At 28.5% G+C, this 21,876-nt stretch carries 22 protein-coding genes, 1 tRNA gene and 1 rRNA gene; 20 read left to right on the top strand and 4 right to left on the bottom strand.

The features are described from left to right. Positions 1-6: 6 nt before the first annotated feature. From rrf to E6771_RS02225, 4 genes are all read left to right on the top strand, one after another. Positions 7-123 (top strand): 5S ribosomal RNA (gene rrf / locus E6771_RS02240). 179 nt (positions 124-302) lie between these two features. Next, positions 303-1,040 (top strand): phosphatase, encoded by a 738-nt coding sequence (locus E6771_RS02235; protein ID WP_316089384.1) that lies wholly within the window; start codon positions 303-305, stop codon positions 1,038-1,040. Positions 1,041-1,127: 87 nt separating this feature from the next. Then, positions 1,128-2,066 (top strand): nitronate monooxygenase, encoded by a 939-nt coding sequence (locus E6771_RS02230; RefSeq protein ID WP_316089382.1) that lies wholly within the window; start codon positions 1,128-1,130, stop codon positions 2,064-2,066. A gap of 21 nt (positions 2,067-2,087) precedes the next feature. Continuing rightward, the gene (locus E6771_RS02225) at positions 2,088-3,041 is read left to right on the top strand and encodes a DUF561 domain-containing protein (protein WP_316089380.1); all 954 of its coding nucleotides are present in this window, start codon (positions 2,088-2,090) and stop codon (positions 3,039-3,041) included. A 47-nt stretch (positions 3,042-3,088) separates the two neighbouring features. On the opposite strand, the gene E6771_RS02220 is transcribed toward E6771_RS02225, so the two are convergent. Then, positions 3,089-3,967 carry a LysR family transcriptional regulator gene (locus tag E6771_RS02220; protein WP_316089378.1) on the bottom strand — a complete coding sequence of 293 codons (879 nt, stop codon included), beginning with the start codon at positions 3,965-3,967 and terminating at the stop codon, positions 3,089-3,091. A 114-nt stretch (positions 3,968-4,081) separates the two neighbouring features. Here E6771_RS02220 and E6771_RS02215 point away from each other — a divergent pair, with 114 nt between their 5' ends. Then, a complete protein-coding gene (locus E6771_RS02215; RefSeq protein WP_316089377.1) occupies positions 4,082-4,663 on the top strand; it encodes a chromate transporter in 582 nt (193 codons plus the stop codon). Then, a complete protein-coding gene (locus E6771_RS02210; RefSeq protein WP_316089375.1) occupies positions 4,651-5,214 on the top strand; it encodes a chromate transporter in 564 nt (187 codons plus the stop codon). The genes E6771_RS02215 and E6771_RS02210 overlap by 13 nt, the downstream gene beginning before the upstream one ends. A gap of 60 nt (positions 5,215-5,274) precedes the next feature. Here E6771_RS02210 and lgt read toward each other — a convergent pair whose 3' ends face one another. After that, a complete protein-coding gene (lgt, locus tag E6771_RS02205; protein ID WP_316089374.1) occupies positions 5,275-6,144 on the bottom strand; it encodes a prolipoprotein diacylglyceryl transferase in 870 nt (289 codons plus the stop codon). 350 nt (positions 6,145-6,494) lie between these two features. Here lgt and E6771_RS02200 point away from each other — a divergent pair, with 350 nt between their 5' ends. The 12 genes from E6771_RS02200 (at position 6,495) to E6771_RS02145 (ending at position 17,933) form a co-directional block, all read left to right on the top strand. Continuing rightward, entirely contained in the window at positions 6,495-7,463 is a 969-nt protein-coding gene (locus E6771_RS02200) for a D-2-hydroxyacid dehydrogenase (RefSeq protein ID WP_316089372.1), read from the top strand. A gap of 63 nt (positions 7,464-7,526) precedes the next feature. Next, positions 7,527-8,738 carry an FprA family A-type flavoprotein gene (locus E6771_RS02195; RefSeq protein ID WP_316089370.1) on the top strand — a complete coding sequence of 404 codons (1,212 nt, stop codon included), beginning with the start codon at positions 7,527-7,529 and terminating at the stop codon, positions 8,736-8,738. A 20-nt stretch (positions 8,739-8,758) separates the two neighbouring features. After that, a tRNA-Arg gene (locus E6771_RS02190) sits at positions 8,759-8,835 on the top strand. Positions 8,836-9,112: 277 nt separating this feature from the next. Next, on the top strand, positions 9,113-9,382 hold the full coding sequence (locus E6771_RS02185; RefSeq protein ID WP_316089368.1) for a hypothetical protein: 270 nt from the start codon (positions 9,113-9,115) through the stop codon (positions 9,380-9,382). Positions 9,383-9,540: 158 nt separating this feature from the next. Further along, positions 9,541-10,017: a DUF1456 family protein gene (locus E6771_RS02180; protein ID WP_316089366.1), complete on the top strand. Its 477-nt coding sequence runs from the start codon at positions 9,541-9,543 to the stop codon at positions 10,015-10,017. A gap of 48 nt (positions 10,018-10,065) precedes the next feature. After that, on the top strand, positions 10,066-10,263 hold the full coding sequence (locus E6771_RS02175; RefSeq protein ID WP_316089364.1) for a hypothetical protein: 198 nt from the start codon (positions 10,066-10,068) through the stop codon (positions 10,261-10,263). Between the two features lie 289 nt (positions 10,264-10,552). Continuing rightward, entirely contained in the window at positions 10,553-12,487 is a 1,935-nt protein-coding gene (locus tag E6771_RS02170) for a [FeFe] hydrogenase, group A (RefSeq protein WP_316089362.1), read from the top strand. 82 nt (positions 12,488-12,569) lie between these two features. After that, complete coding sequence (locus E6771_RS02165; protein ID WP_316089360.1) at positions 12,570-13,430, top strand: DMT family transporter; 861 nt, start codon at positions 12,570-12,572, stop codon at positions 13,428-13,430. Between the two features lie 252 nt (positions 13,431-13,682). Continuing rightward, positions 13,683-14,930 carry a TolC family protein gene (locus E6771_RS02160; RefSeq protein ID WP_316089359.1) on the top strand — a complete coding sequence of 416 codons (1,248 nt, stop codon included), beginning with the start codon at positions 13,683-13,685 and terminating at the stop codon, positions 14,928-14,930. Beyond that, positions 14,930-16,039, top strand: coding sequence for an efflux RND transporter periplasmic adaptor subunit (locus E6771_RS02155; RefSeq protein WP_316089356.1), 1,110 nt, complete (start codon positions 14,930-14,932; stop codon positions 16,037-16,039). Before E6771_RS02160 ends, E6771_RS02155 begins: the two co-directional genes overlap by 1 nt. Then, positions 16,036-16,713: an ABC transporter ATP-binding protein gene (locus tag E6771_RS02150; RefSeq protein WP_316089354.1), complete on the top strand. Its 678-nt coding sequence runs from the start codon at positions 16,036-16,038 to the stop codon at positions 16,711-16,713. The genes E6771_RS02155 and E6771_RS02150 overlap by 4 nt, the downstream gene beginning before the upstream one ends. Next, positions 16,710-17,933, top strand: a complete 1,224-nt coding sequence (locus tag E6771_RS02145; protein ID WP_316089352.1) for an ABC transporter permease — start codon at positions 16,710-16,712, stop codon at positions 17,931-17,933. Before E6771_RS02150 ends, E6771_RS02145 begins: the two co-directional genes overlap by 4 nt. 53 nt (positions 17,934-17,986) lie before the next feature. Here E6771_RS02145 and E6771_RS02140 read toward each other — a convergent pair whose 3' ends face one another. Then, entirely contained in the window at positions 17,987-18,532 is a 546-nt protein-coding gene (locus E6771_RS02140) for a hypothetical protein (RefSeq protein ID WP_316089350.1), read from the bottom strand. A 351-nt stretch (positions 18,533-18,883) separates the two neighbouring features. On the opposite strand from E6771_RS02140, the gene E6771_RS02135 reads away from it, so the two are divergent. Together E6771_RS02135 and E6771_RS02130 are read left to right on the top strand one after the other, a co-directional pair. Further along, entirely contained in the window at positions 18,884-19,825 is a 942-nt protein-coding gene (locus E6771_RS02135) for a YheT family hydrolase (protein ID WP_316089348.1), read from the top strand. A 19-nt stretch (positions 19,826-19,844) separates the two neighbouring features. Beyond that, complete coding sequence (locus E6771_RS02130; RefSeq protein WP_316089346.1) at positions 19,845-20,480, top strand: LysE family translocator; 636 nt, start codon at positions 19,845-19,847, stop codon at positions 20,478-20,480. A 71-nt stretch (positions 20,481-20,551) separates the two neighbouring features. On the opposite strand, the gene glyA is transcribed toward E6771_RS02130, so the two are convergent. Beyond that, positions 20,552-21,802 (bottom strand): serine hydroxymethyltransferase, encoded by a 1,251-nt coding sequence (gene glyA / locus E6771_RS02125; RefSeq protein WP_316089344.1) that lies wholly within the window; start codon positions 21,800-21,802, stop codon positions 20,552-20,554. Positions 21,803-21,876 lie beyond the last annotated feature (74 nt).

The following is a 21,876-nucleotide window of genomic DNA, read 5'->3' as shown; positions in this document are numbered from 1 at the left end:
ACACAGCTTGGTAAGAATAGCTGCGGGGGTACACCTGGTCCCATACCGAACCCAGAAGTTAAGCCCGTAAACGCTGAAAGTACTTGGAGGGAAGCCTCCTGGGAGGATAGGTACTTGCCAAGTTTTTTTTATTTTTTGAAAAAATTTTTAATTTTTTTATTTAATTATTATTTTATATCCTCAATTTTTTAAATCTGATTAAAAAAATTACTTTTTTATTAAAAAATTATAAATATAACTACTGTAATTATTTTGAACTCTAATAAAGTTATGATATAATATAACGAAAGGAAGTGATAGTGATGCCATATCTTATAGATTTACATATACATACTAGTGTGAATCCACATGCTTATAGTACATTAGAAGAAGATATAAACTCTGCTTTAAAAAAAGGAATGAAAGTTATTGCAATAACTAATCATGGACCAGCATTACAAGATTCTCCTCATTGGTGGAGTTTGGTAAATATGAAAGTAATTCCTAGAGAAGTAGAAGGAATGAAAATACTCAGAGGAGTAGAAGCTAATTTAGTGGATGATTGTGGAAATTTTGATATAAATCAAAGAGTATATGATGTAATGGATATAATTCTTTGTGGACTTCACCCAGTAGAAGCATATGGAGAAGTAGGAAATAAAGAAAAAAATACTAAAGCAGTACTCAATATCATGAGAAAACAGAAAATAGATATAATAGTACATTTAGGAAATCCACAATTTCCTATTGATTATGAAGCTGTTGTAAGAGAGGCTAAAGAATTAAATATAGCAATAGAGCTTAATAATTCATCTCTAGTTTCTTCAAGATTAGGTTCTGAACCTAATTGTCAAAAAATATTGGAGTTGTGTAAACAATATGGCTGTATGGTTTCACTGGGAACAGATTCGCATATTTCCTATGATATAGGTAATTTTGAGCAAGCTGAAAGGTTATTAAATAACACTAGCTTTCCTGAAAAATATATAATAAACTCATCATTGGAAAACCTTGAGAACTTCCTTAGATTAAGGAAAAACCTAAGAGTAAAAGACATTTAAAAAACACCTGTTATATAATACTTTACTAATAATATTACATATGTTATAATTAAAAATAATTATTTATATATTTAGGAGGTAAAGTTAATGTTAGCAATAGGTGATTTAAAAATAAACATCCCAATTATTCAAGGTGGAATGGCAATCAGAGCATCAATGGCAAAACTAGCTGCTGCTGTTGCAAATGAGGGTGGAATAGGAGTAATTGCTGGAACAGCATTATCAATAGATGAACTAAAAAAAGAAATTAAAAGAGCTAAAGATATGATTGTAAATAAAGGTGGAGCATTAGGTGTGAATATTATGTATGCTACAACTGATTTTATGGAGTTGGTACAAGTATCTATTGAAGCAGGCATTGATGTTATAATATTTGGTGCTGGATTTTCTAGAGATATATTTGAAGTAGCTAAAGGGACAGGGGTAAAAATAATACCAATAGTTTCATCACTTAAGTTAGCTAAAATTTCTCAAAAATTGGGAGCAGATGCTATTGTTGTTGAAGGTGGAAATGCTGGTGGACACTTAGGAACAGAAAAAGATTCATGGGATATAGTTGGAGAAATTGCTGAGAATGTTTCTATTCCTGTTTTTGGTGCTGGAGGAGTAATAACTCCTGAAGATGCAGAAAGAATGCTTGCATTAGGAGCAGATGGAATTCAAATGGGAAGCAGATTTATAGCTGCTGAAGAATGTGAAGTTGATGATTTTTTCAAACAAATGTATATTAACTGCAAAGAAGGAGATGTAGTTGAAATGATGAGTTCTGCTGGATTACCAGCTAATGCTATTGTCTCTCCTTATGTAAAAAAAGTTTTAAATGAAACTACAGAACCACCAAAACATTGTAATAGATGTTTAAAAAAATGTACATATAAATTTTGTGTAAATGAAAGATTAGTAAAGGCACATGATGGAAATTATGAAGAAGGAATATTTTTTGCTGGAAGAGATGCGTGGAAAATTAATGAAATACTTTCAGTTAAAGAAATTTTTGATAGATTTAAAAAAGTATTCAAGGAATAATTTATATTTTTAGGAGGATTTATGAGTAATAACAAGATCTGTAAACTACTTGGAATCAAATATCCAATCATACAAGGGGCAATGGCATGGATTGCTAATGGAAATCTTGCTGGACACGTTTCCAAAGAGGGAGGTCTAGGAATCATTGCTGGTGGAGGAATGCCTTGTGATATTTTAAGACAGGAAATCAAAAAAGCTAAAGCTATAACTTCTAATCCATTTGGAGTAAATTTAATGCTTATGATGGCAGATGTAGAAGAACAAATCAACATTTGTATAGAAGAAAAAGTTCAAGTAGTGACAACAGGAGCAGGGAATCCAGGACCTTATATGGAAAAATTAAAGGCAGCAGGAATAAAGGTATTACCAGTAGTGGCTTCAGTAGCATTAGCTAAGAGAATGGAAAGAATTGGAGCAGATGCTGTAATAGCAGAAGGTATGGAAGGTGGAGGACATATAGGAAGTATAACAACTATGGCTCTTGTACCTCAAGTAGTAGAAAAAATTGATATTCCTGTAATAGCGGCAGGTGGAATAGCAGGAGGAAAACAATTTTTAGCAGCTCTTTCATTAGGTGCCTGTGGTATACAAGTGGGAACTAAGTTTTTGGTAGCTGAAGAGTGTACAGTACATGAAAATTATAAACAGGCTATATTGAAAGCTAAAGATAGATCAACTGTAACAACTGGAAATTATACTGGACATCCTGTAAGAATTATTGAAAATAAATTTGCTAAACTCATACTAGAAAAAGAAAAAGAAGGAGTTTCTAAAGAAGAAATTGAACAAATGGGAACAGGAAGATTAAGACTTGCTGTTGTTGATGGAGATATTGACAATGGTAGTGTAATGGCAGGACAAGTTGCTGCTATGGTAAATGAAAAAACTACAGTAAAAGAAATTCTTGAAAGTATGATGAAAGATCTGGAGGAAGCAAAAGAAGATCTGGATAGAAGAATGTCAAGCTGGAAATAATAGATTTAATAAAAACAGACTTAAATGAAATTTTAAGTCTGTTTTTATTATAAAGCAATTTTTTTTATTAATTCAATAAAAGCAAAGATAGTTTTTGAAATATATTTATCTTTATGATAAACAATATAATTATTATTTTTTAATTTTAAATCTTTAATAAAAAGTTTTTTCAATTCATTTTTTTCTAATTCATTTTTAACTAATATATCCGGAAGAACAGTTATTCCAAGATTATTTTTAACTCCCTGTATCAATGCCTGAGAATTAACACTAGTCCATGAAGGAACAGCAAAGATATCTTTTCTAGCTAAAGTATTATCAAAACAATCTCTTATAGCACTTCCTTTTTCTCTTAATAGAAGATTTTCTTTTAGAAGTTCTTCAATAGAGATAGATTTTCTTTTAGAAAAAGGATGATTGGTAGAACATATTACACTTATTTCATAGGAAGAAAAGAGTGTCTTGATGAGATTTTCATTCTGTACTCCTCCTTCAATCAGAGCAGTTTCTATCTTATTATCTAAAAGCATTTTTTCTATTACAGCAGCACTGTCAATTTCTATTTTCAATGGAGTTTCAGGATAAATTTCTTTAAATTTTTTTATAATAGATGGAAGCCAAAAATTACCTATTGTTATACATGAACCAATATGTATAGGAATATCTTTTTCAGAACTATAGAAATTATTTTCCAGATCATTATATAACTCTAAAATTCTTAAAGTCTTACTTAAAAAAATTTTTCCCATTTCAGTTAAATATATTTTTTTTGATATACGATCGAAGAGAATATGTCCTGTTTCTTCTTCTAAATCATTTATTACATGAGATACAGCAGGTTGTGTCATATATAATTTTTCTGCCGCTCGAGTAAAATTCATTTCTTCACAAACAACTTTAAAAATATGAAGATGCCTTATATTCAAAGTTTATCCTCCTTTTTTATCATTACTAAAAAATCATGTTATTTATAAAATAATAACATTTTATTTATTATAAATCAATTGATATAATATAAGGAATAGAAAAGGAGTTGAAAAATGAAAAATAGCAAGACAGAAATTTGGATATGGCTTTTTGGAATAAATTTTTTTATAAGTGCTTTTACTTTTGGTGGAGGATATGTAGTCATTCCCATGATAAAAAAGTATTTTGTAGATAGAAAAAAACTTTTTAATAATGAAGAATTAATGGACATGGCTGCAATAGCGCAATCTTCTCCAGGAGCAATAGCTATCAATCTTTCAGTTTTATCTGGTTATAGGGCAGCAGGGATGATTGGAGCAATTATAAGCTGTATAGCAGCAGTATTCCCTCCACTTATTATATTAGGAGTGATTTCAGTATATTATTTAATGTTCAGAGATAATCAAATGATTTCATCAATATTAAAAGGAATGGAAGCAGGAGTAGGAGCATTGATAGTAGATATTGTTATAGATATGAGCAGAGCTGTTTTCAGAGAAAAACAGAGAATAATGTCTTTGATTATACCAATAACATTTGTAGCTAGTTTTGTATTTCATATTAATGTTATATTTATAATTTTATCTTGTTCAGCAATTTGTTTTATTGATGGATGGATAAAAAAGAAAAAAGGAGAAAAAATATGTGGGGGTTGATTTTGATATTATTGATAAGCTTTTTACAGATAGGATTATTCAGTATAGGAGGAGGATATGCTACTATTCCTTTGATACAGGAACAAGTTGTAAACATACATAAATGGCTGACATTTCAAGAATTTACAGATATAATAACTATTTCACAAATGACACCAGGACCACTTGCTGTGAATACATCTACATTTGTAGGAATAAGAATAGCAGGAATACCAGGAGCAATTACTGCAACTTTTGGATGTGTTATTTCTGGGTTTGGAATATCTATAATGTTATATAATTTTTTTAATAAATATAAAAAAATAAATACTGTTTTAAATATTCTTAGTGGCTTAAGAGCAGTATCAGTAGGATTGATAGCCTCATCTGCCAGTACGATAATTTTAATGGCTTTTGGAGGAATATCAAAATTAGAAGAGATAGAGAAAATCAATATAAATATAGTGGCAATAGGAATATTTATTACTTCTATATTTTTATTAAGAAAATTTAAAATAAATCCAATAGTAATGATGGTATTGAGTGGAACAGCTGGTTTTTTCCTGTATTAAAATATAATAAAAAACTCTGACTTAAAAATTAAGATCAGAGTTTTTTTGATATTTTAAAAATTATTTTGTTGTTTTCTTTTCACCAAGTTTTATCATAATTATTGAGAATATAATAAGAATAAAACTTACAAGATGAGGGGCTCTTATATTAGCAATCATGAGATCTTCAGCTCTGAAAAAGCTCACAAAAATTCTGATTACACTATATATTATAATATAATACCACCACATATATCCAGGAGCTTTATTTTCTCTTTTTCTGAGGACAAACCAGATAAAAAGAAAACCAACAAAATTTAATATAAGCTCATATAACATAGCTGGATGCAGTGCCATGTTAGGAAATTCACTTCCTGCAGGAGATGAGGTAGGAAATACCAACCCCCAAGGAACAAGTGTGTTAAAATCCATTTTGTCAATTGCTGGAAGAGAAGTATAATAAGAATACCATTCATAAAATTTTGGTTTTATACTAAAAATAATATTCCATGGAGTAAAAGTAGGAACTCCGTGTATTTCTCCATTCATAAAATTTCCAAAACGACCAAGAGCCTGTCCTAACAAAAGAGGGGCAGCAGCATAATCTCCCAAAGTTAAAGGATTTAGTTTTTTAATTTTAGCATAGACAAAAGTACCAATTATTCCACCAATTATTCCACCATGTATAGCCATTCCACCATGCCAAGTTGCAAGTATTTCAGATGGATGATAAAAGTAATAATCTAAATTAAACATTACATAGTATAATCTCCCACCTAATAAACCTGAAATCATAGCTATAAATGCGTAATTTTCAATTATACTTGTTTTAAAATTTCTTTCTCTTGCCATATATTTTGCAATTTCTATCCCTATAAAGAAAGATAGTGCATACATTAAACCATAAAAACGGATTTCAAATCCACCTATAGTAAATAAAACTGGATGCATAAAAGTACCTCCTGAATATGAATTTTCTTCAAGAAATTATATCATAATTTACTGAAAAGTACTAGAAAAGGCTAGAATTAATATTTCAAAAAATAGTAAGAGCAAAATAAAAGAAGAGATAACCAAACCCATTCCAAATCTTAAATGTTCTTTAATTACAGAAATTAAAAAAATTATAAAAATATATCACAAATTTTTCTATTTTGGAAAAATTTATATCTTTTTTATAAAAATTTAATAAAAAAGTTGAAATATTTTGATAAGTCGAATATTATATATATAAGGTTATTTTTTAGAATTATGGAAAGTTATAAGGTAAAGAGATATAGAATAGCATTCGGGAGGAAAGAATGGAAAGAAAAATATTAGTTACTATTCCAATGGAAGAGGTGCACAAAAGAAAAATAACCAATATAGCTTCAGATACTGAAGTTATATATTTAACACCTGATAAAGCAGAAAGATCTATAGTACAAGAGGCAGAGATAATTTTAGGGAATGTATCTGTTGAAGCTGTAAAAGGGAGTAAAAATCTAAAATGGATACAGCTTGATAGTGCTGGAGCTAATCAATATACTGAAGAAGGAATACTTTTAGAAGGAACTATATTAACAAATTCTACTGGGGCATATGGACTTGCCATTGCAGAACATATGTTAAGTATGTTATTAAGTTTGCAAAAAAAATTAAATCTTTATAACATGAATCAAAAAGAGCATGTATGGAGAGATGAAGGGCCTGTTACTTCTATATATGGTTCAAAAACATTAGTTGTAGGCTTGGGAGATATAGGAGGAGAGTTTGCAATGAGAATGCATGCTCTTGGAAGTAAAGTATACGGAATAAAAAGAAATAAAAGTAAGATACCTGAATATCTTGAAGATATATATCAATTAGATAAACTTAATGATATACTTCATGAATTTGATATCGTAGCTTTATCATTGCCTGAAACAAAAGAAACTAAAAACTTATTTAATAGTCAGAAATTTCAAAAAATGAAAACGGGAGCAATTCTTTTAAATGTAGGAAGAGGAAGTACTGTTCATACTGCTGATTTGTGTGAAGCATTAAATAGTGGTAAATTGGGAGGAGCAGGATTGGATGTAGTAGATATAGAACCACTTCCAGTAGAAAGTCCATTATGGGATATTAAGAATCTGATACTTACACCTCATGTATCAGGAGGATATCATTTAAAGGAAACACTTGAAAGAATAAGAAAAATCTCTATTGAGAATCTTAAATCTTTTTATGAAAAAACTCCTATGAAAAATTTAGTAGATTTTAAAACAGGATATAGAAAATTTGAAAAATAGGAATGTCTTCATATTAATTATCAATTATTGAATAAATAAATTTATTAGGAGGAAAAGAAAGAAATGTATTGTTGTACTAAAGTTACAAATGATGTATCATGGATAGGTGTTAATGACAGAAAAACTGAAAGATTTGAAAACTATATGCCATTACCATATGGAGTTGCATATAATTCGTATCTGATAAATGATGAAAAAACTTGTGTTATAGATGCGGTTGAATTTGGCAGTTCAGCTCTTTATATTGAAAAAGTGATGTTGGGACTTGATGGAAAAAATCTTGATTATATAGTTATCAATCATGTAGAACCAGATCATTCAAGTGGCTTAAAAGATGTATTGAGAGTTTTTCCAAATGTAAAAATAGTTGGAAATTCTAAAACTTTAGGAATGCTTAGAGCTTTCAATATTGAATTTCCAGATGAAAACTTTGTTACTATAAAAGAAGGAGATATATTGGATTTGGGAAAACATAAGCTTACTTTTGCTATGATACCAATGGTGCATTGGCCAGAATCAATGGTAACTTATGATATTACTGAAAAAATTCTTTTTTCTAATGATGCTTTTGGAGGATTTGGAGCGCTAGATGGAGGAATATTTGATGACGAAGTAAATTTTGATTTTTATATTGATGAAATGAGAAGATATTATGCAAATATAGTAGGAAAATATGGGGCACAGGTTACTAGTGCGATTAAAAAACTTGCTGGATTTGAAATTAAACTTATATGTCCTTCTCATGGGTTGATATGGAGAAAGGACATAGCAAAAGTTATATCTTTATATAGTACTTGGGCTCAGCTTCTTCCAGAAGAAGAGGGAGTAGTAATAGTTTATGGAAGCATGTATGGAAATACAGCTAAAATGGCTGAAATTATAGGAAGAGAATTAAATGCTCAAGGAATAAAAGAAGTAAAAATATATGATGCTTCCAAAACAGACCATTCTTTTATAGTTGCTGAAATATGGAAATATAAAGGGTTAGTAATTGGTTCTTGTGCACATAACAATTCAGTTTATCCTAAAGTTCAACCATTACTTCATAAATTAGAAAATTATGGATTAAAAAATAGATATTTAGGAATATTTGGAACTATGATGTGGAGTGGTGGAGGAGTAAGAGGAATAGAAGCTTTTGCTAGTGGTCTGAAAGGAATAGAAGTAGTAGCAGAATCTGTAGAAGTGAAAGGAACTCCAAAAACTGAAGACTTGGAAAGATTAGAAAATATTGCAAGAAAAATAGCAGCTAAACTAATAGATGAAAGAAATTAATAAATAAAATAGATAAAAAGGCTTCCATAGCTCAATCGGATAGAGCATCTGACTTCGGATCAGAGGGTTAGGGGTTCGATTCCTCTTGGGAGCGCCATTAATTTTCAAAATAGATAATAATAGCATACTTTATTTTTTAGTTGTAGAAATTTAAATCTACAACTTTTTTATATATAATTATTTATTAATCAAGAGAAATAAATAAATTATCAAAAATTCTGTATAAAGAAAAAATTAGGGTTATAGAATATTAATTTTTATTTAAATGTTATTAAAATATTTAATACTAACTTATAATGTTTGATTTTTCCTGATAAATATTGTAATATGTATGTGGGGAAATTCCTTAAATGATATTATAAGGGAGTGATTTTGTGAAAAAAATAATTGGTATATTTTTTTTATTGATAGTTATGAGCGCTTGTGGAACTCAAACTGATGAAAGAGGATTTTATATTGAGGGAAAAAGTATTGGAAAACATAAAGTAACTAATACTTTATATGATCCTGAAGGATATGATAAAGATGGATTTAATCAAGAGGGATATGACTTCAACGGATATACTAGAGAAGACTATGAAAAAGAAGGATTAGACAATGAGAATTATGATGGGGAAGAAGAAATAGAGGAAGAAAAAAATTAATAAAATATTTAAAACTCAAGTTTGCATAGCTTGAGTTTTTATATTGCTAAAATATCATTCTAAATTGACAAATATAAGTAAATAGAGTACAATTATTAAGAATAAATAAATCTACAGAAGTATGGCTTTATAGATTAAAAGAATTATTTGGAGGAAAAATGATAAATAATGATATATTAAGAAGAGTTAGATATGCATTGAACTTAAAAGATTCTGTAATGCTGGAAATATTTAAATCAGCAGGTTGTATAATTAATCATGAAGAATTATTGAATCTATTAAAAAAAGAAGATGAAGAAGGATTTGAAAAGTGCAACAATAAAGTTCTAGAAGCATTTTTAGATGGACTTATTATTTTAAAAAGAGGTAAGCTGGAGCCAAAATCTGGTGAACCAGTTCAAGCAGTTAAAATAAACAAAAATAATATAAATAACATCATCCTCAAGAAATTAAAAATAGCTCTTTCATTTAGAAGTGATGATATGTTAAAAATATTTAAATTAGCAGGATTAGAATTATCATCTTCTGAGTTAAGTGCTCTTTTTAGAAAAGAAGATCATAAGAATTATAGAGAGTGTGGAGATAAATATATCAGAAACTTTTTAAAAGGACTGACTATTTATTATAGAGGTTAATAATGGGGCTGACAGAGTAAGTCAGCCTTTTTTTAAAGGGAGGATTTTATGAATATGGTCTATATTATTTTACTTGTAATAACTTTTGATGCTTTCTTATTTTTAAATAATCAAAAAAAGTTTAAAGGGTATGTTACTTTAAAACATTATGCTGAAACATTAAAAATGCCTATATATCAAAAGCTGCTGATGCTAAAGATAATGATAGTAGTTTTTTTGACAACTCTTTTAAATGTTGTATTATAAAATGAATTCAATAAAATTAATAGATTTTATTCATAAAATAAATATTTTTTATTTTGGTTAAAAAATAAACATTTCTTTGCTTTTTATTTAGCCTAGAATATTGGATTATCTTTTTAAAATGAAGATTTTTTGTAAAATAAAAAAATAACTTGAAATTTATATTTTTTTTGATAGAATATTAATGAGCATATGAAAGTTAAACTATATTTTACAAAATAAAGTTCTATTTAATAGAACCTTAAGTCAAATTTTTGAAACTAAATAAATTTAAAATATATCAGGAGGTCAAATGACAAGCAAAAATATTATTCTCCAAAGTTCATTTGGATCAGTATTTTCTACAGTTGAAGATATTGAAGAGAGAGAAGGCATTGATAGTGGGAGCAGAATGGTGGTAGTTGCTGGTAGAGTAAATAATCCAGGAGTTATAGCAATACCAGAAAATGCAACTTTAAATGATGTAATTGGATTAGCAGGTGGAATTAAAAATAAAAAAAGTTTTAAAGCTGCTCAATTTGGATTGCCTTTTGGAGGATTTCTTACAAAAAAAAGCCTGGATAGAGTCATTGACTTTTCTCTATTTCCAGAAGGAATAGATAGAAATATCATTATTTTATCAGAAGAAGATTGCATTGTCTCATTTGCTAAATTTTATGTAGAATTTTTAATGAGTAAAATAGAGCGTAGTGAATATATAGAATATACATCAGTAAAAAATGAAATAGAAAGAATATGGAGAATATTGGATAGAATATCTAAAGGAAAAGCAAACATGAGAGATATCTATCTTCTTAGATGTTTATCTGAAACTATTAAGACAGAACTAAATCAAAGACATAATCTTGTTTTAGAAAGCATAGAAGAATTTTATGAAGAGATAGAAGAACATATAGAAGAACATAAATGTGCTGCAGGTCAATGTATTCATCTTTTAAAATTCAGAATAACTGAAAAATGTATAGGATGTACTGCATGTGCTAGAGTCTGTCCTGTAAAATGTATCAGTGGAAAAATAAAAGAAAGACATGTACTAGATACTAGTAGATGCACTCACTGTGGTCAATGTGTTGCTGCCTGCCCTGTAGGAGCAATATTTGAAGGAGATCATACAATGAAGCTTTTAAAAGACTTGGCTACACCAAATAGAATAGTTGTAGTGCAAGTAGCTCCAGCAGTAAGAGTAGCTATTGGGGAGGCATTTGGATTTGAAGCTGGAACAAATGTTGAAAAAAAACTGGTAGGTGCACTTAAAAAATTAGGTGTAAATTATGTATTCGATACAACTTGGGCTGCTGATATCACTGTAATGGAAGAGGCAACTGAATTTCAAGAAAGACTTGAAAGATTTTATAAAGGAGATGATACAGTAAGATTACCTATACTAACTTCTTGTTGTCCAGCATGGGTTAAATTTATTGAGCAAAGCTACCCCGATATGCTTGATGTTCCATCTTCTGTAAAATCACCAATGCAAATATTTTCTACTATAGCAAAAGATATCTGGGCAAAAGAGAAAGGATACGTAAGGGAAAGAGTATCAGTAGTTGGAATAATGCCATGTCTTGCTAAAAAGTATGAAGCCTCAAGACCTGAATTCTCAAGAGGGGACAACTATGATACTGACTATGTTATTTCTACAAGAGAACTTATAAAAATATTTAAAGAATCTGGGATCAATCTTAAGGATATAGAAGAAAAAGAATTTGATAACCCATTAGGAGAATATTCAGGGGCAGGAATAATTTTTGGAAGAACAGGAGGAGTCATTGAAGCTGCAACAAGAAGTACTATAGAAATGATAACAGGAACTCATCTTGATGAAATAGAATTTAAAGAATTAAGAGGTTGGGAAGGGTTTAGAACAGCTGAACTTACTATAGGACATATAGAACTTAGAATAGGTATTGCTCATGGATTAGAAGAAGCTGCAAAAATGCTTGATAAAATAAGAACAGGAGAAGAATTTTTCCATGCTATTGAGATTATGGCATGCAAAGGGGGATGCATTGGTGGTGGAGGACAGCCAAAAGCTGTTAAAAAACAAGAAACACTTGAAAAAAGAGCAGAAGGACTTAATGCTATAGATAGAGGAATGAAAATTAGGAGATCTCATGAGAATCCATATGTAAAAGCAATATATGATAAATATTTAGATTATCCATTAAGCCATAAAGCTCATGAACTTTTACATACTAAATATTTTCCAAAAATAAAAAATAGATAATTTTACAGCCTGGTACTTTTGTATCAGGCTTATTTTGATGTTTTATGGTAAAATATGTATAAAATATTATGGAGAAAAATAAATGGACAATAAAAATTTATCTTTATTACAACTTCATGCTGCTGTATTTCTATTTGGAATATCAGGTTTATTTACTAAATTTATTGTACAATCATCAATAATAATAGTTTTAGGAAGGGTATTTTTTTCAAGTATATTTCTTTTGATTGGAATATATATTTCTAAGGAAAGCTTGAAATTGAAAAATAAAAAAGATTTATTAGGCATTTTTTTTATGGGAGCAGTATTAGCAATACATTGGTGTACTTTTTTTCAAGGAATAAAACTTTCAACAGTAGCAATAGGATTATTAACATTTTCTACTTTTCCAATTTTTGTAACATTTATGGAACCTTTTTTCTTTCATGAAAAATTAAGAAAAAAAGATATTTGTTTGGCTTTTATGACTTTTATTGGAATACTTTTTGTTATACCTGATTTTCAAGTAGAAAATAAAATGACTATGGGAGCAATATTTGGAATAATTTCCAGTTTTTCCTATGCTGTTCTTTCTCTATTAAATAGAAAATATGTAAAGAAATATAAAGGAGTAATTATAGCTTTCTATGAACAAGTTATATCTTTTATAATACTATTACCTTTCTTTTTTATTATAAAACCTGTAATTAGCGAAAAAGAATTACTGCTTTTACTGCTTTTGGGAACAGTATTTACAGGGATAGCACATACACTTTTTATTAGTAGCTTAAAAAACGTAAAAACACAGACTGCAGGAATAATTTCTAGCTTAGAGCCTTTATATGGAATAGTGTTTTCAATATTTCTTTTAAATGAATTTCCTTCGATAAAGGAAATAATTGGAGGTACAATTATTTTAGGAACTGTATTTTACTCTACAATGAAAAATTTAAAAAATAAATAAAGATAAATAGAGCTGACTGTTGAAAAGGATAAATTATAAAACTATTTTTATTTGAGAAACTCAAATTAGTCTAATTTCCAGTCAGTTTTTTTATTTGTAAAAAGAAAATAAAAAAATTTGAAGTACAAAATAAAAGGATGAAAAATATAAAAAATTTGATATAATAGATAGGTAAGATTTATTTTGACATATTTAGGACAAAAAAAAGTGAGATACTTAAATATAAAACACAAAATACAGAAGGAGAAAGGGATGAAGAAATTTTTTTTAGTAATATACTGTTCTCTTGGAATTATTTCTTATGGGAAAGAGATAAATTTAGATATGCTTTTAGATGAAATATCAAGAACTTCTTATCAGAATAAAATATATGAAATAAGGAAAAATACAAATGATTCCAAAGAAAAATATTATAAGTTGGATACTTTTAATGGAGTAGAAACTTCAGTAATTTCTGAATACAGCGATCAAGAAGATAGTTTACAAACTACAGGTAAAGTAAGCTATGGACCTTTTTATGTTGAAGGAACAAAACCTTATAACTCAGATGATGATTATGCTTCTTTTGGTATTGAAAAAAGCTTGAAGGATCTTATTTTTTCCAAAAGTGATAACGAACTCAATAAATTAGAAATAAGCAGAGAAATAGATAGAGTGACACACAAAAAAAATATGGAAACTCAAAAAATAGACCTTATTAATCTATATAGAGATTATAAAATAAATGAACTTGAACTTAAAATAAAGAAAAATGGACTAACTACTTTAAAAAAAGAAGAAGATACTATGAAAAAATCTTTTAATTTAGGAGCAATAGCAAAAATAGAATTAGATACTCTTCAATATAGTATAAGAAATCTTGAAATAGAAATAAAAAATTTAGAAGACAATTTAATTAAATTACAGGGAAGATTTTATTATGAGTATAAATTTGATATAAGAAATAGTTCTTTGGCAGAAATATCACCTGTAGAAAAGAATATCAGCGAATTACTAAGAAAATATGGAGTAAAAGACTTAGATAAACTTAAATATCAAAAAGAACTTACAAATGAAAATTTAAAATATTTAAAATATGATGATAAAATGCCAGAAATATCATTAGGTGTAGAACATAGTACAAAGTATGATGAAAATAGAGTAGTTGCAAAATTTTCAAAAAGATTATTTGATTTTAATCTTGATTTAGAAGAAGAAAAAAATAGCTTGCTGGAACAGGATGTGACATTAAAGCAAAAAATAGATGAAAATGAGGCTGATAAATTACAGGCTATGAACAATTATTATAATTATTTGAAAGAATATGAAGTAAATAAAAATAAAGCTGAATTGGAATTATCAAAATACAATATAAGAAAGCTTGAATATAATTTAGGAAAAGTTAATTATATAGATGTGATGGAATCTTTTGATGATTATTTAGATTATGAAGTAGCAAAAGAAAAAGCAATAAATACTTTAAATGGATACATATATGAAATCATGGTCAGAGGTGAATAATGAAAAGAAAGCTTGATATAAAAATAATACTTTTAATAATTTTAATAGTAATTGTAGCAGGAGTAGAATTTATAAGATATAGAACAACTATTGATACTAAAAAAAATATATCAACATATGCAGCTTTGAGAGTTAAAGATAATGGGGGAAGAGGATATATAGAAGCTGATGGAAATGTTGCTGCAAATGATACTAAGAAAGTCTTTGTGGATAAAAAGCTAAAAGTAGATGAAGTTTTTATTCAAGAAGGGGATTATGTAGAAAAAGGTCAGCTGCTGATGACTTTTGATGAAACAGAAAGAAATAATACTATGAGAAAATTAGAAAGAGAGAGATTGGCTCTAGTTAAATTAAAAAGAGATATAAAGGTGGAAATAGAATTAAATAAAATAGGTGGAAGCTCTGATAATGCTGTAAAAGAATTAAATGAAGAAATAAGAAAAATTGAAATAAATATAGAAGAGTATATGGAAGATCTTTCTAAAACAGCTGAAAAAATTGAAAGCCCAGTAAGCGGAACAATAACATCTCTGACTGCTCAAGAAAATTATCTGGTTGATACAGATTCTCCTCTTATGGAAATTGCTGATTTATCAGATATAAAAATTGTTTTAGAAGTACCTGAATATGATGTTAAAGATATAGAACTCGGTCAGAAACTTATGATTAAACCAGAAGTTTTTGAAAAGAAAAAATCATATCCAGGTGTAATAACAAAAATATCAAGAATATCAAAAGTATCAGAAACTACATCAGAAAATGTCTTGGAAGTAGAAGTAAAACCTGATGAAGCTATTCCATATATAGTTCCTGGATTTAAAGTATCAGCTGTAATATATTTAGAACAAAGAGATAGTGGAATACTTATTCCTAAAACAGCTATTCTTGAAGAAAGTGGAAAATATTATGTTTTTGTAAGCAGTGATGATGGAATGATTTCTAAAAGAATAATAGATGTAGAAAATATTAAAGGTGATGATATTGTTGTAAAAAATGGACTGAAAGCTGGAGAAAATATATTAACAACTCCTGATGAAAGCTTAAAGGAGGGAAGCAAAGTATTTCTTCAGTTTAAAAATCCTGAGAAAAAAGGAGCTGGAAGGGCATGATAAAAGTAGAACATCTTAACAAATACTATATTAATGGTGAAATGAAACTTCATGCATTGAAAGACTTATCCTTTCATATAAAAGAAGGAGAATTTGTTGCTATAATGGGAAGCAGTGGAAGTGGAAAATCAACAATGATGAATATACTTGGCTGTTTAGATAAAAATTCAGAGGGAACATATATCTTGGATGGTATAGATGTATCAAAAATTAAAGATGAAGAATTATGTAAAATAAGAAATGTAAAAATAGGTTTTGTATTTCAATCATTTAATCTTTTATCAAAGCTAACAGCTCTTGAGAATGTAGAACTTCCATTGATATATGCAGGAGTAGGAAAAAAAGAAAGAGAAGAAAAGGCAAAAGAAGTATTAAAAAAAGTAGGACTTGAAAATAGAATGCACCATAAACCTAATGAACTTTCTGGAGGGCAAAAGCAAAGAGTAGCAATAGCAAGAGCTTTAGTGAATGAACCAGCAATAATACTTGCAGATGAACCAACAGGAAATCTTGATAGTGTATCTGAAAGAGAAATAATGGAGATATTTACAGATTTTAATAAGCAAGGAAAAACTATAATTGTGGTAACCCATGAACCAGAAGTTGCAAGATATGTTAAGAGAGTACTTCTCTTTAAAGATGGAAGAATAATAAGAGATGGTGAGCCAGAATGAATTTTATAGAAAGTTTAAAAAGTGCTGTTCAAAGTCTTAAAGGAAATAAGATGAGATCTTTTCTTACAATGCTTGGGATAATAATAGGAATTTCATCTGTTATAACTATGTCTGCTATAGGAAAAGGTGGTCAGGAAAATATAACAGGAAATCTTAAAGAAGGAGGATATGGAAAATTTACAATATCTGTTGATAAACAAGATGAAGAATTTAGATGGAAATATCTTTTAGATGATTCTATTATAGAAAAAATAAAAGAAAGTGGAAAATTTAAGGCTGTTAGTCCTAAAATAAGCAGCAATTTTGCAATAAAAATTGGTGAAAGAAAAGAAATGATGTTTCTTAATGTAACTACTCCTGATTTTGAAGAGATAGATAAAGTAAATATTGTTTATGGAAGAAATATACTTCCATTTGAATATGAAAGTGGTGAAAAAGTTATAACAATAGACCAACTTACAGCTAGAGCTCTTTTTACCAATGAAAAAAATGCTGTTGGACAGACAGTGGAACTTTCACAAGGGAGAAGAGGAAATGATATAACTTATAAAATAGTAGGAGTATATAAGAATCCTTTAGAACAGATGATAAAAATAATGGGGGGACGTAGAATTCCCAGATTTGTAAGGATGCCTCTCAATACATATGATAAACTCTTTGATCTGCAGTCAGGAGGATATACATCTTTAATAGTAGAAGGAAACGATCCAGAGAAATTAGCTGAGAGTATGACTGAAGCTAAAAAACTTATGGCTGATATAACAGGTATAGAAGAATTATATGAAGTAAATGCTGAATCAAATGCTGCAGCCTCTTTTGATAATATATTATCCACTTTAAATATATTTGTTACATTTGTTGCTGGTATATCTCTTTTTGTTGGTGGAATAGGAGTAATGAATATAATGTTGGTTAGTGTAATAGAGAGAACAAAAGAAATAGGTATTAGAAAAGCAATTGGAGCAACTAATGGAGATATAATGATACAATTTTTGATGGAATCAATTATTTTAACTGGTCTGGGGGGATTACTTGGGATAGTTATAGGAATTCTTTTAGGGGTAGGAATTGGTTTTGTTGTAAAAATTCCGCCAATATTCTCTACAATTTCCATAGTTTCTTCATTAATAGTCTCAACAGCAATAGGAATAGTATTTGGAGTAACGCCTGCTAAAAAGGCTGCTCAGCTTAATCCAGTAGATGCTTTAAGAAGTGAATAAAACAAGAGGTTAGTAAAGAACAAGACAAATATTTCTTAACTAACCTCTTTAATTTAGAGAAGACTAGGCAAACTACCTAAAATTGTAAATATTGCTATAGTTTTTATGTTGTAAATAACTTCTTTTTTCTTATTTTCAATAGTGAATAAAGACTTATCAGGAAGATTTTTTTTGTGATAATATTTAGATATTAGAACAATAAAAAAATACCCAAGTGTAAAAAATAGTATATCCATAACATCAAAAGTTCCAATCATACTTCCATGTCCTCCAAAATATAATTGAAGAAATTCTAAAATTACCATCCAGATATATATACACGTAAATACAATAAAGTTGTAATAGTAAAATATTCTATCTGTTAATAGAGCTGCTCCAAAAGAAAAAAGCCATAAGCCATCTGGAAGTGAGTAAACTACCCAAGTAGAAAATAATTTTCTATATAATTTTGCAAAATCTCTTATATGCAAAATTGGTTTACTTAAAAAAGTAGAATGTATCAATTTGAAATAAAAGAGATCTCTGCTTCTGTAGAGCAGATAAATTCCAATCCCTAAAAAAAGTGGAAAGAGAATTAAAAATAATTTTCTTTTTTTCATATTATCCTCTCATTTAATATTAGTATAAAACATAAAAAATGTTTCTATGTAGTTACAATACCGTGAACTATAAAAAAAGTCAATATTTAATTAAAAACTTTATAAGAAAATAAAAAAAGATTGACTTATAAATATAAGTGTTATAAAATTTTTAATAATTTTATATTAAAATATAAAATTGAATAATATTAAAAAAAAAAGGAAAATTTCATATTAAATTGTATAAAAGTTAATACACAATAATTAGATTTTATTTTCGGGGGAGAATAAAAATTAAAAGGTTAAAATATTTTATTCAAGGATTTCTTAGATAAGTTTTTGAGAAGTTTTATTTGAACAAGGGGGAAAAATTTGGAATATAAACCATCATTAATTTTTAAAAATGCGCATATAAATACTTGTTTTCCAACTCTTTTTAGAAGAATACATGTAACTTATACCAGAGAAAGAATAAAAACACCAGATGAAGATTTTTTGGATATTGACTGGATAAAAAATAATAATGAAAAAGTAATAGTATTATGCCATGGACTAGAAGGAAGTTCCAGAAGTAAATACATACAAGGAACTGCTAGATATTTTTCAGAAAGAGGCTGGGATGTACTGGCTATGAATTATAGAGGATGTAGTGGAGAATTGAATAAAAAAGTCACTTTTTATCATATGGGGCAGACTTGCGATTTAGAAACTGTACTTGAAAAAACAAGAGATTATAAAAAACTTGTAATTGCAGGTTTCAGTTTAGGAGCTAATCTTGTATTGAAATATTTGGGAGAAAGAAGTATATATCCTGAAAACCTTTTATGTGGAATAGCAGTATGTCCACCATGTGATCTTGTTTCAAATTCTGTTGCTTTCAGACAGCCTAGAAATATGATATATAGAAAATACTTTGTGAATAAATTAAAAGAAAAAGCAGCTCAAAAAGCTCTTCTTTATCCAACTAGGATAAATATGAATCTTATATCACGAGTAGTTGATATTGAAGATTTTGATAATCTTTTTACAGCTCCATTAAATGGATATTTAGATGCTATAGATTACTATGAAAAAACAAGCAGTATAAATTTTATACCAAATATAAAGAAAAAAACACTTATATTAATGCCATTAGATGACCCAATAATGTCAAAAAAGTGCTATCCTTATAAAGAAGTGGCTGAAAATGACTATATTGAATTAGAAACGCCAAAATATGGAGGACATGTTGGTTTTTCAAGATTGTTCTCTAAAACCTACTGGTTGGAAGAAAGATTATTTGAATATGTAAAAAGTATAGAAGAAACAAATTAAATATTAAGGGGAAGAAAGAATGTTTGGAATAATAAACTATACAGTTTTTTTTACATCATGTTTAATATTGCATATTACACCTGGATCAGATACCATGTATATTTTGGCAAAATCTATGTCTAAGGATAAAAAAACTGGTATAATATCAGTTTTAGGAATTTCCACTGGAGTGTTGGTACATACAATATTGGCTGCTTTTGGTCTGTCAGTTATACTTGCAAAATCAGCAACAGCATTTAATATTGTTAAATATACGGGAGCAGCTTATCTTATTTATATGGGAATTAAAACTATTTTAGATAAAAAAATCTTGTTTATGAAAGATGAAAAAAAAGAGAAAGAAAAACTTAAGGAAGTTTATTTTCAAGGAATGATAACAAATGTTTTAAATCCTAAAGTAGCTTTGTTTTTTCTTGCTTTTCTACCGCAATTTATAGATGTGAATAACAATTATGGAGTAATTCCATTTCTTCTGTTAGGATTAAGTTTTTTTATTACAAGCAGTTTATATGGAATAATTCTTGCTTTGTTTGCTTCTTCAGCAGCAGGAGTGATAGCTAAGAAATCTGGAGCTTCTAAAGTAATGGGTAAAATATCAGGAAGCATATACATTTTTTTAGGGTTGAGTTTATTGAAAGCTAAATTAAAAAATTAAAAATATAAAAAGGGTTGTTATAAATTAGTGATTATGAACTAATTTATAACAGCTCCTTTATTTTTATATAATTAGTTGTATAATGGAAATTTTAAACAAAGTTCCTTCACTTGTTCTTTAATTTCAGCTAATTTTTTATCATCATCTATATTATCTACTACCTGAAGAATAAAGTTGGCAATTTGTTTCATTTCTTCTTCTTTCATACCTCTGGTAGTCATAGCGGGAGAACCTATTCTTATACCACTTGTAACCATAGGTTTTTCAGTATCATATGGAATTCCATTTTTATTAACTGTAATTCCAGCTTTCCCTAAAGCTTTTTCTACCTGAGCTCCAGTAAGGTTTTTATTAGCTTTTACATCTATAAGTACCATATGATTATCAGTTCCGCCACTTACTACTCTTAATCCACCAGTATTTAAAACTTCAGCCAATACTTTAGCATTTTTAACAACCTGTTTTTGATACTCTTTAAATTTAGGTTCAAGAGCTTGTTTAAATGCAACAGCTTTTGCAGCTATTATATGCATTAGTGGTCCACCTTGTATTCCAGGGAAAATAGCCTTATCTATTTTTTTAGCTATTTCTTCATCATTAGTCATTATTACTCCACCACGAGGACCTCTTAAAGTTTTGTGAGTAGTTGTAGTAACTACATGAGCATAAGGAATAGGACTTGGATGTTCTCCAGCAGCAACCAGACCAGCTATGTGAGCCATATCTACCATAAGTATAGCACCAGCTTTATCAGCTATTTCTCTAAATTTTTTAAAGTCTATTGTTCTAGAATATGCACTAGCACCAGCAATAATGAGTTTTGGTTTAATTTCCATTGCAAGTTTTTCAACTTCTTCATAGTCTATATATTCATCATCTTTTTTTACACTATAAGAATAAACATTGTAATCTTTTCCAGAAAAATTTACATTTTTACCATGAGTTAAATGCCCACCATGATCTAATTTCATTCCTAAGATAGTATCTCCTATATTTAAAAGTGCCTTATAAACTCCCATGTTAGCTTGAGAGCCAGAATGAGGCTGTACATTAACAAATTTTACATCAAAAAGTTTTTTTGCTCTTTCAATTGCTAATTTTTCCGCTATATCTACACATTCGCATCCACCATAGTATCTTTTGTCAGGGTAACCTTCAGCATATTTATTAGTCATTACGCTTCCAGCTGCTTCTAATATCGACTCTGATACAAAGTTTTCCGAAGCGATAAGTTCTATTCCTTCATTTTGTCTTTTTTTCTCGGCTTCTATGGCATCATAGATCTCTTTGTCATCAATAAAAAGTTTTTCTAAATCTTTCATTGGTTCCCCTCCTCAATTAAAAATAAGTTATTTCTATAATATAGCATAAAAATAATTTTTTATCAAAATTAAAA

The sequence above is a fragment of the Fusobacterium sp. genome, from assembly GCF_032477075.1.
Classification (GTDB): Bacteria; Fusobacteriota; Fusobacteriia; order Fusobacteriales; family Fusobacteriaceae; genus Fusobacterium_A.
Note: the sequence above shows the minus strand (reverse complement) of the source record. Positions and strands in the feature narration are given on the sequence as shown.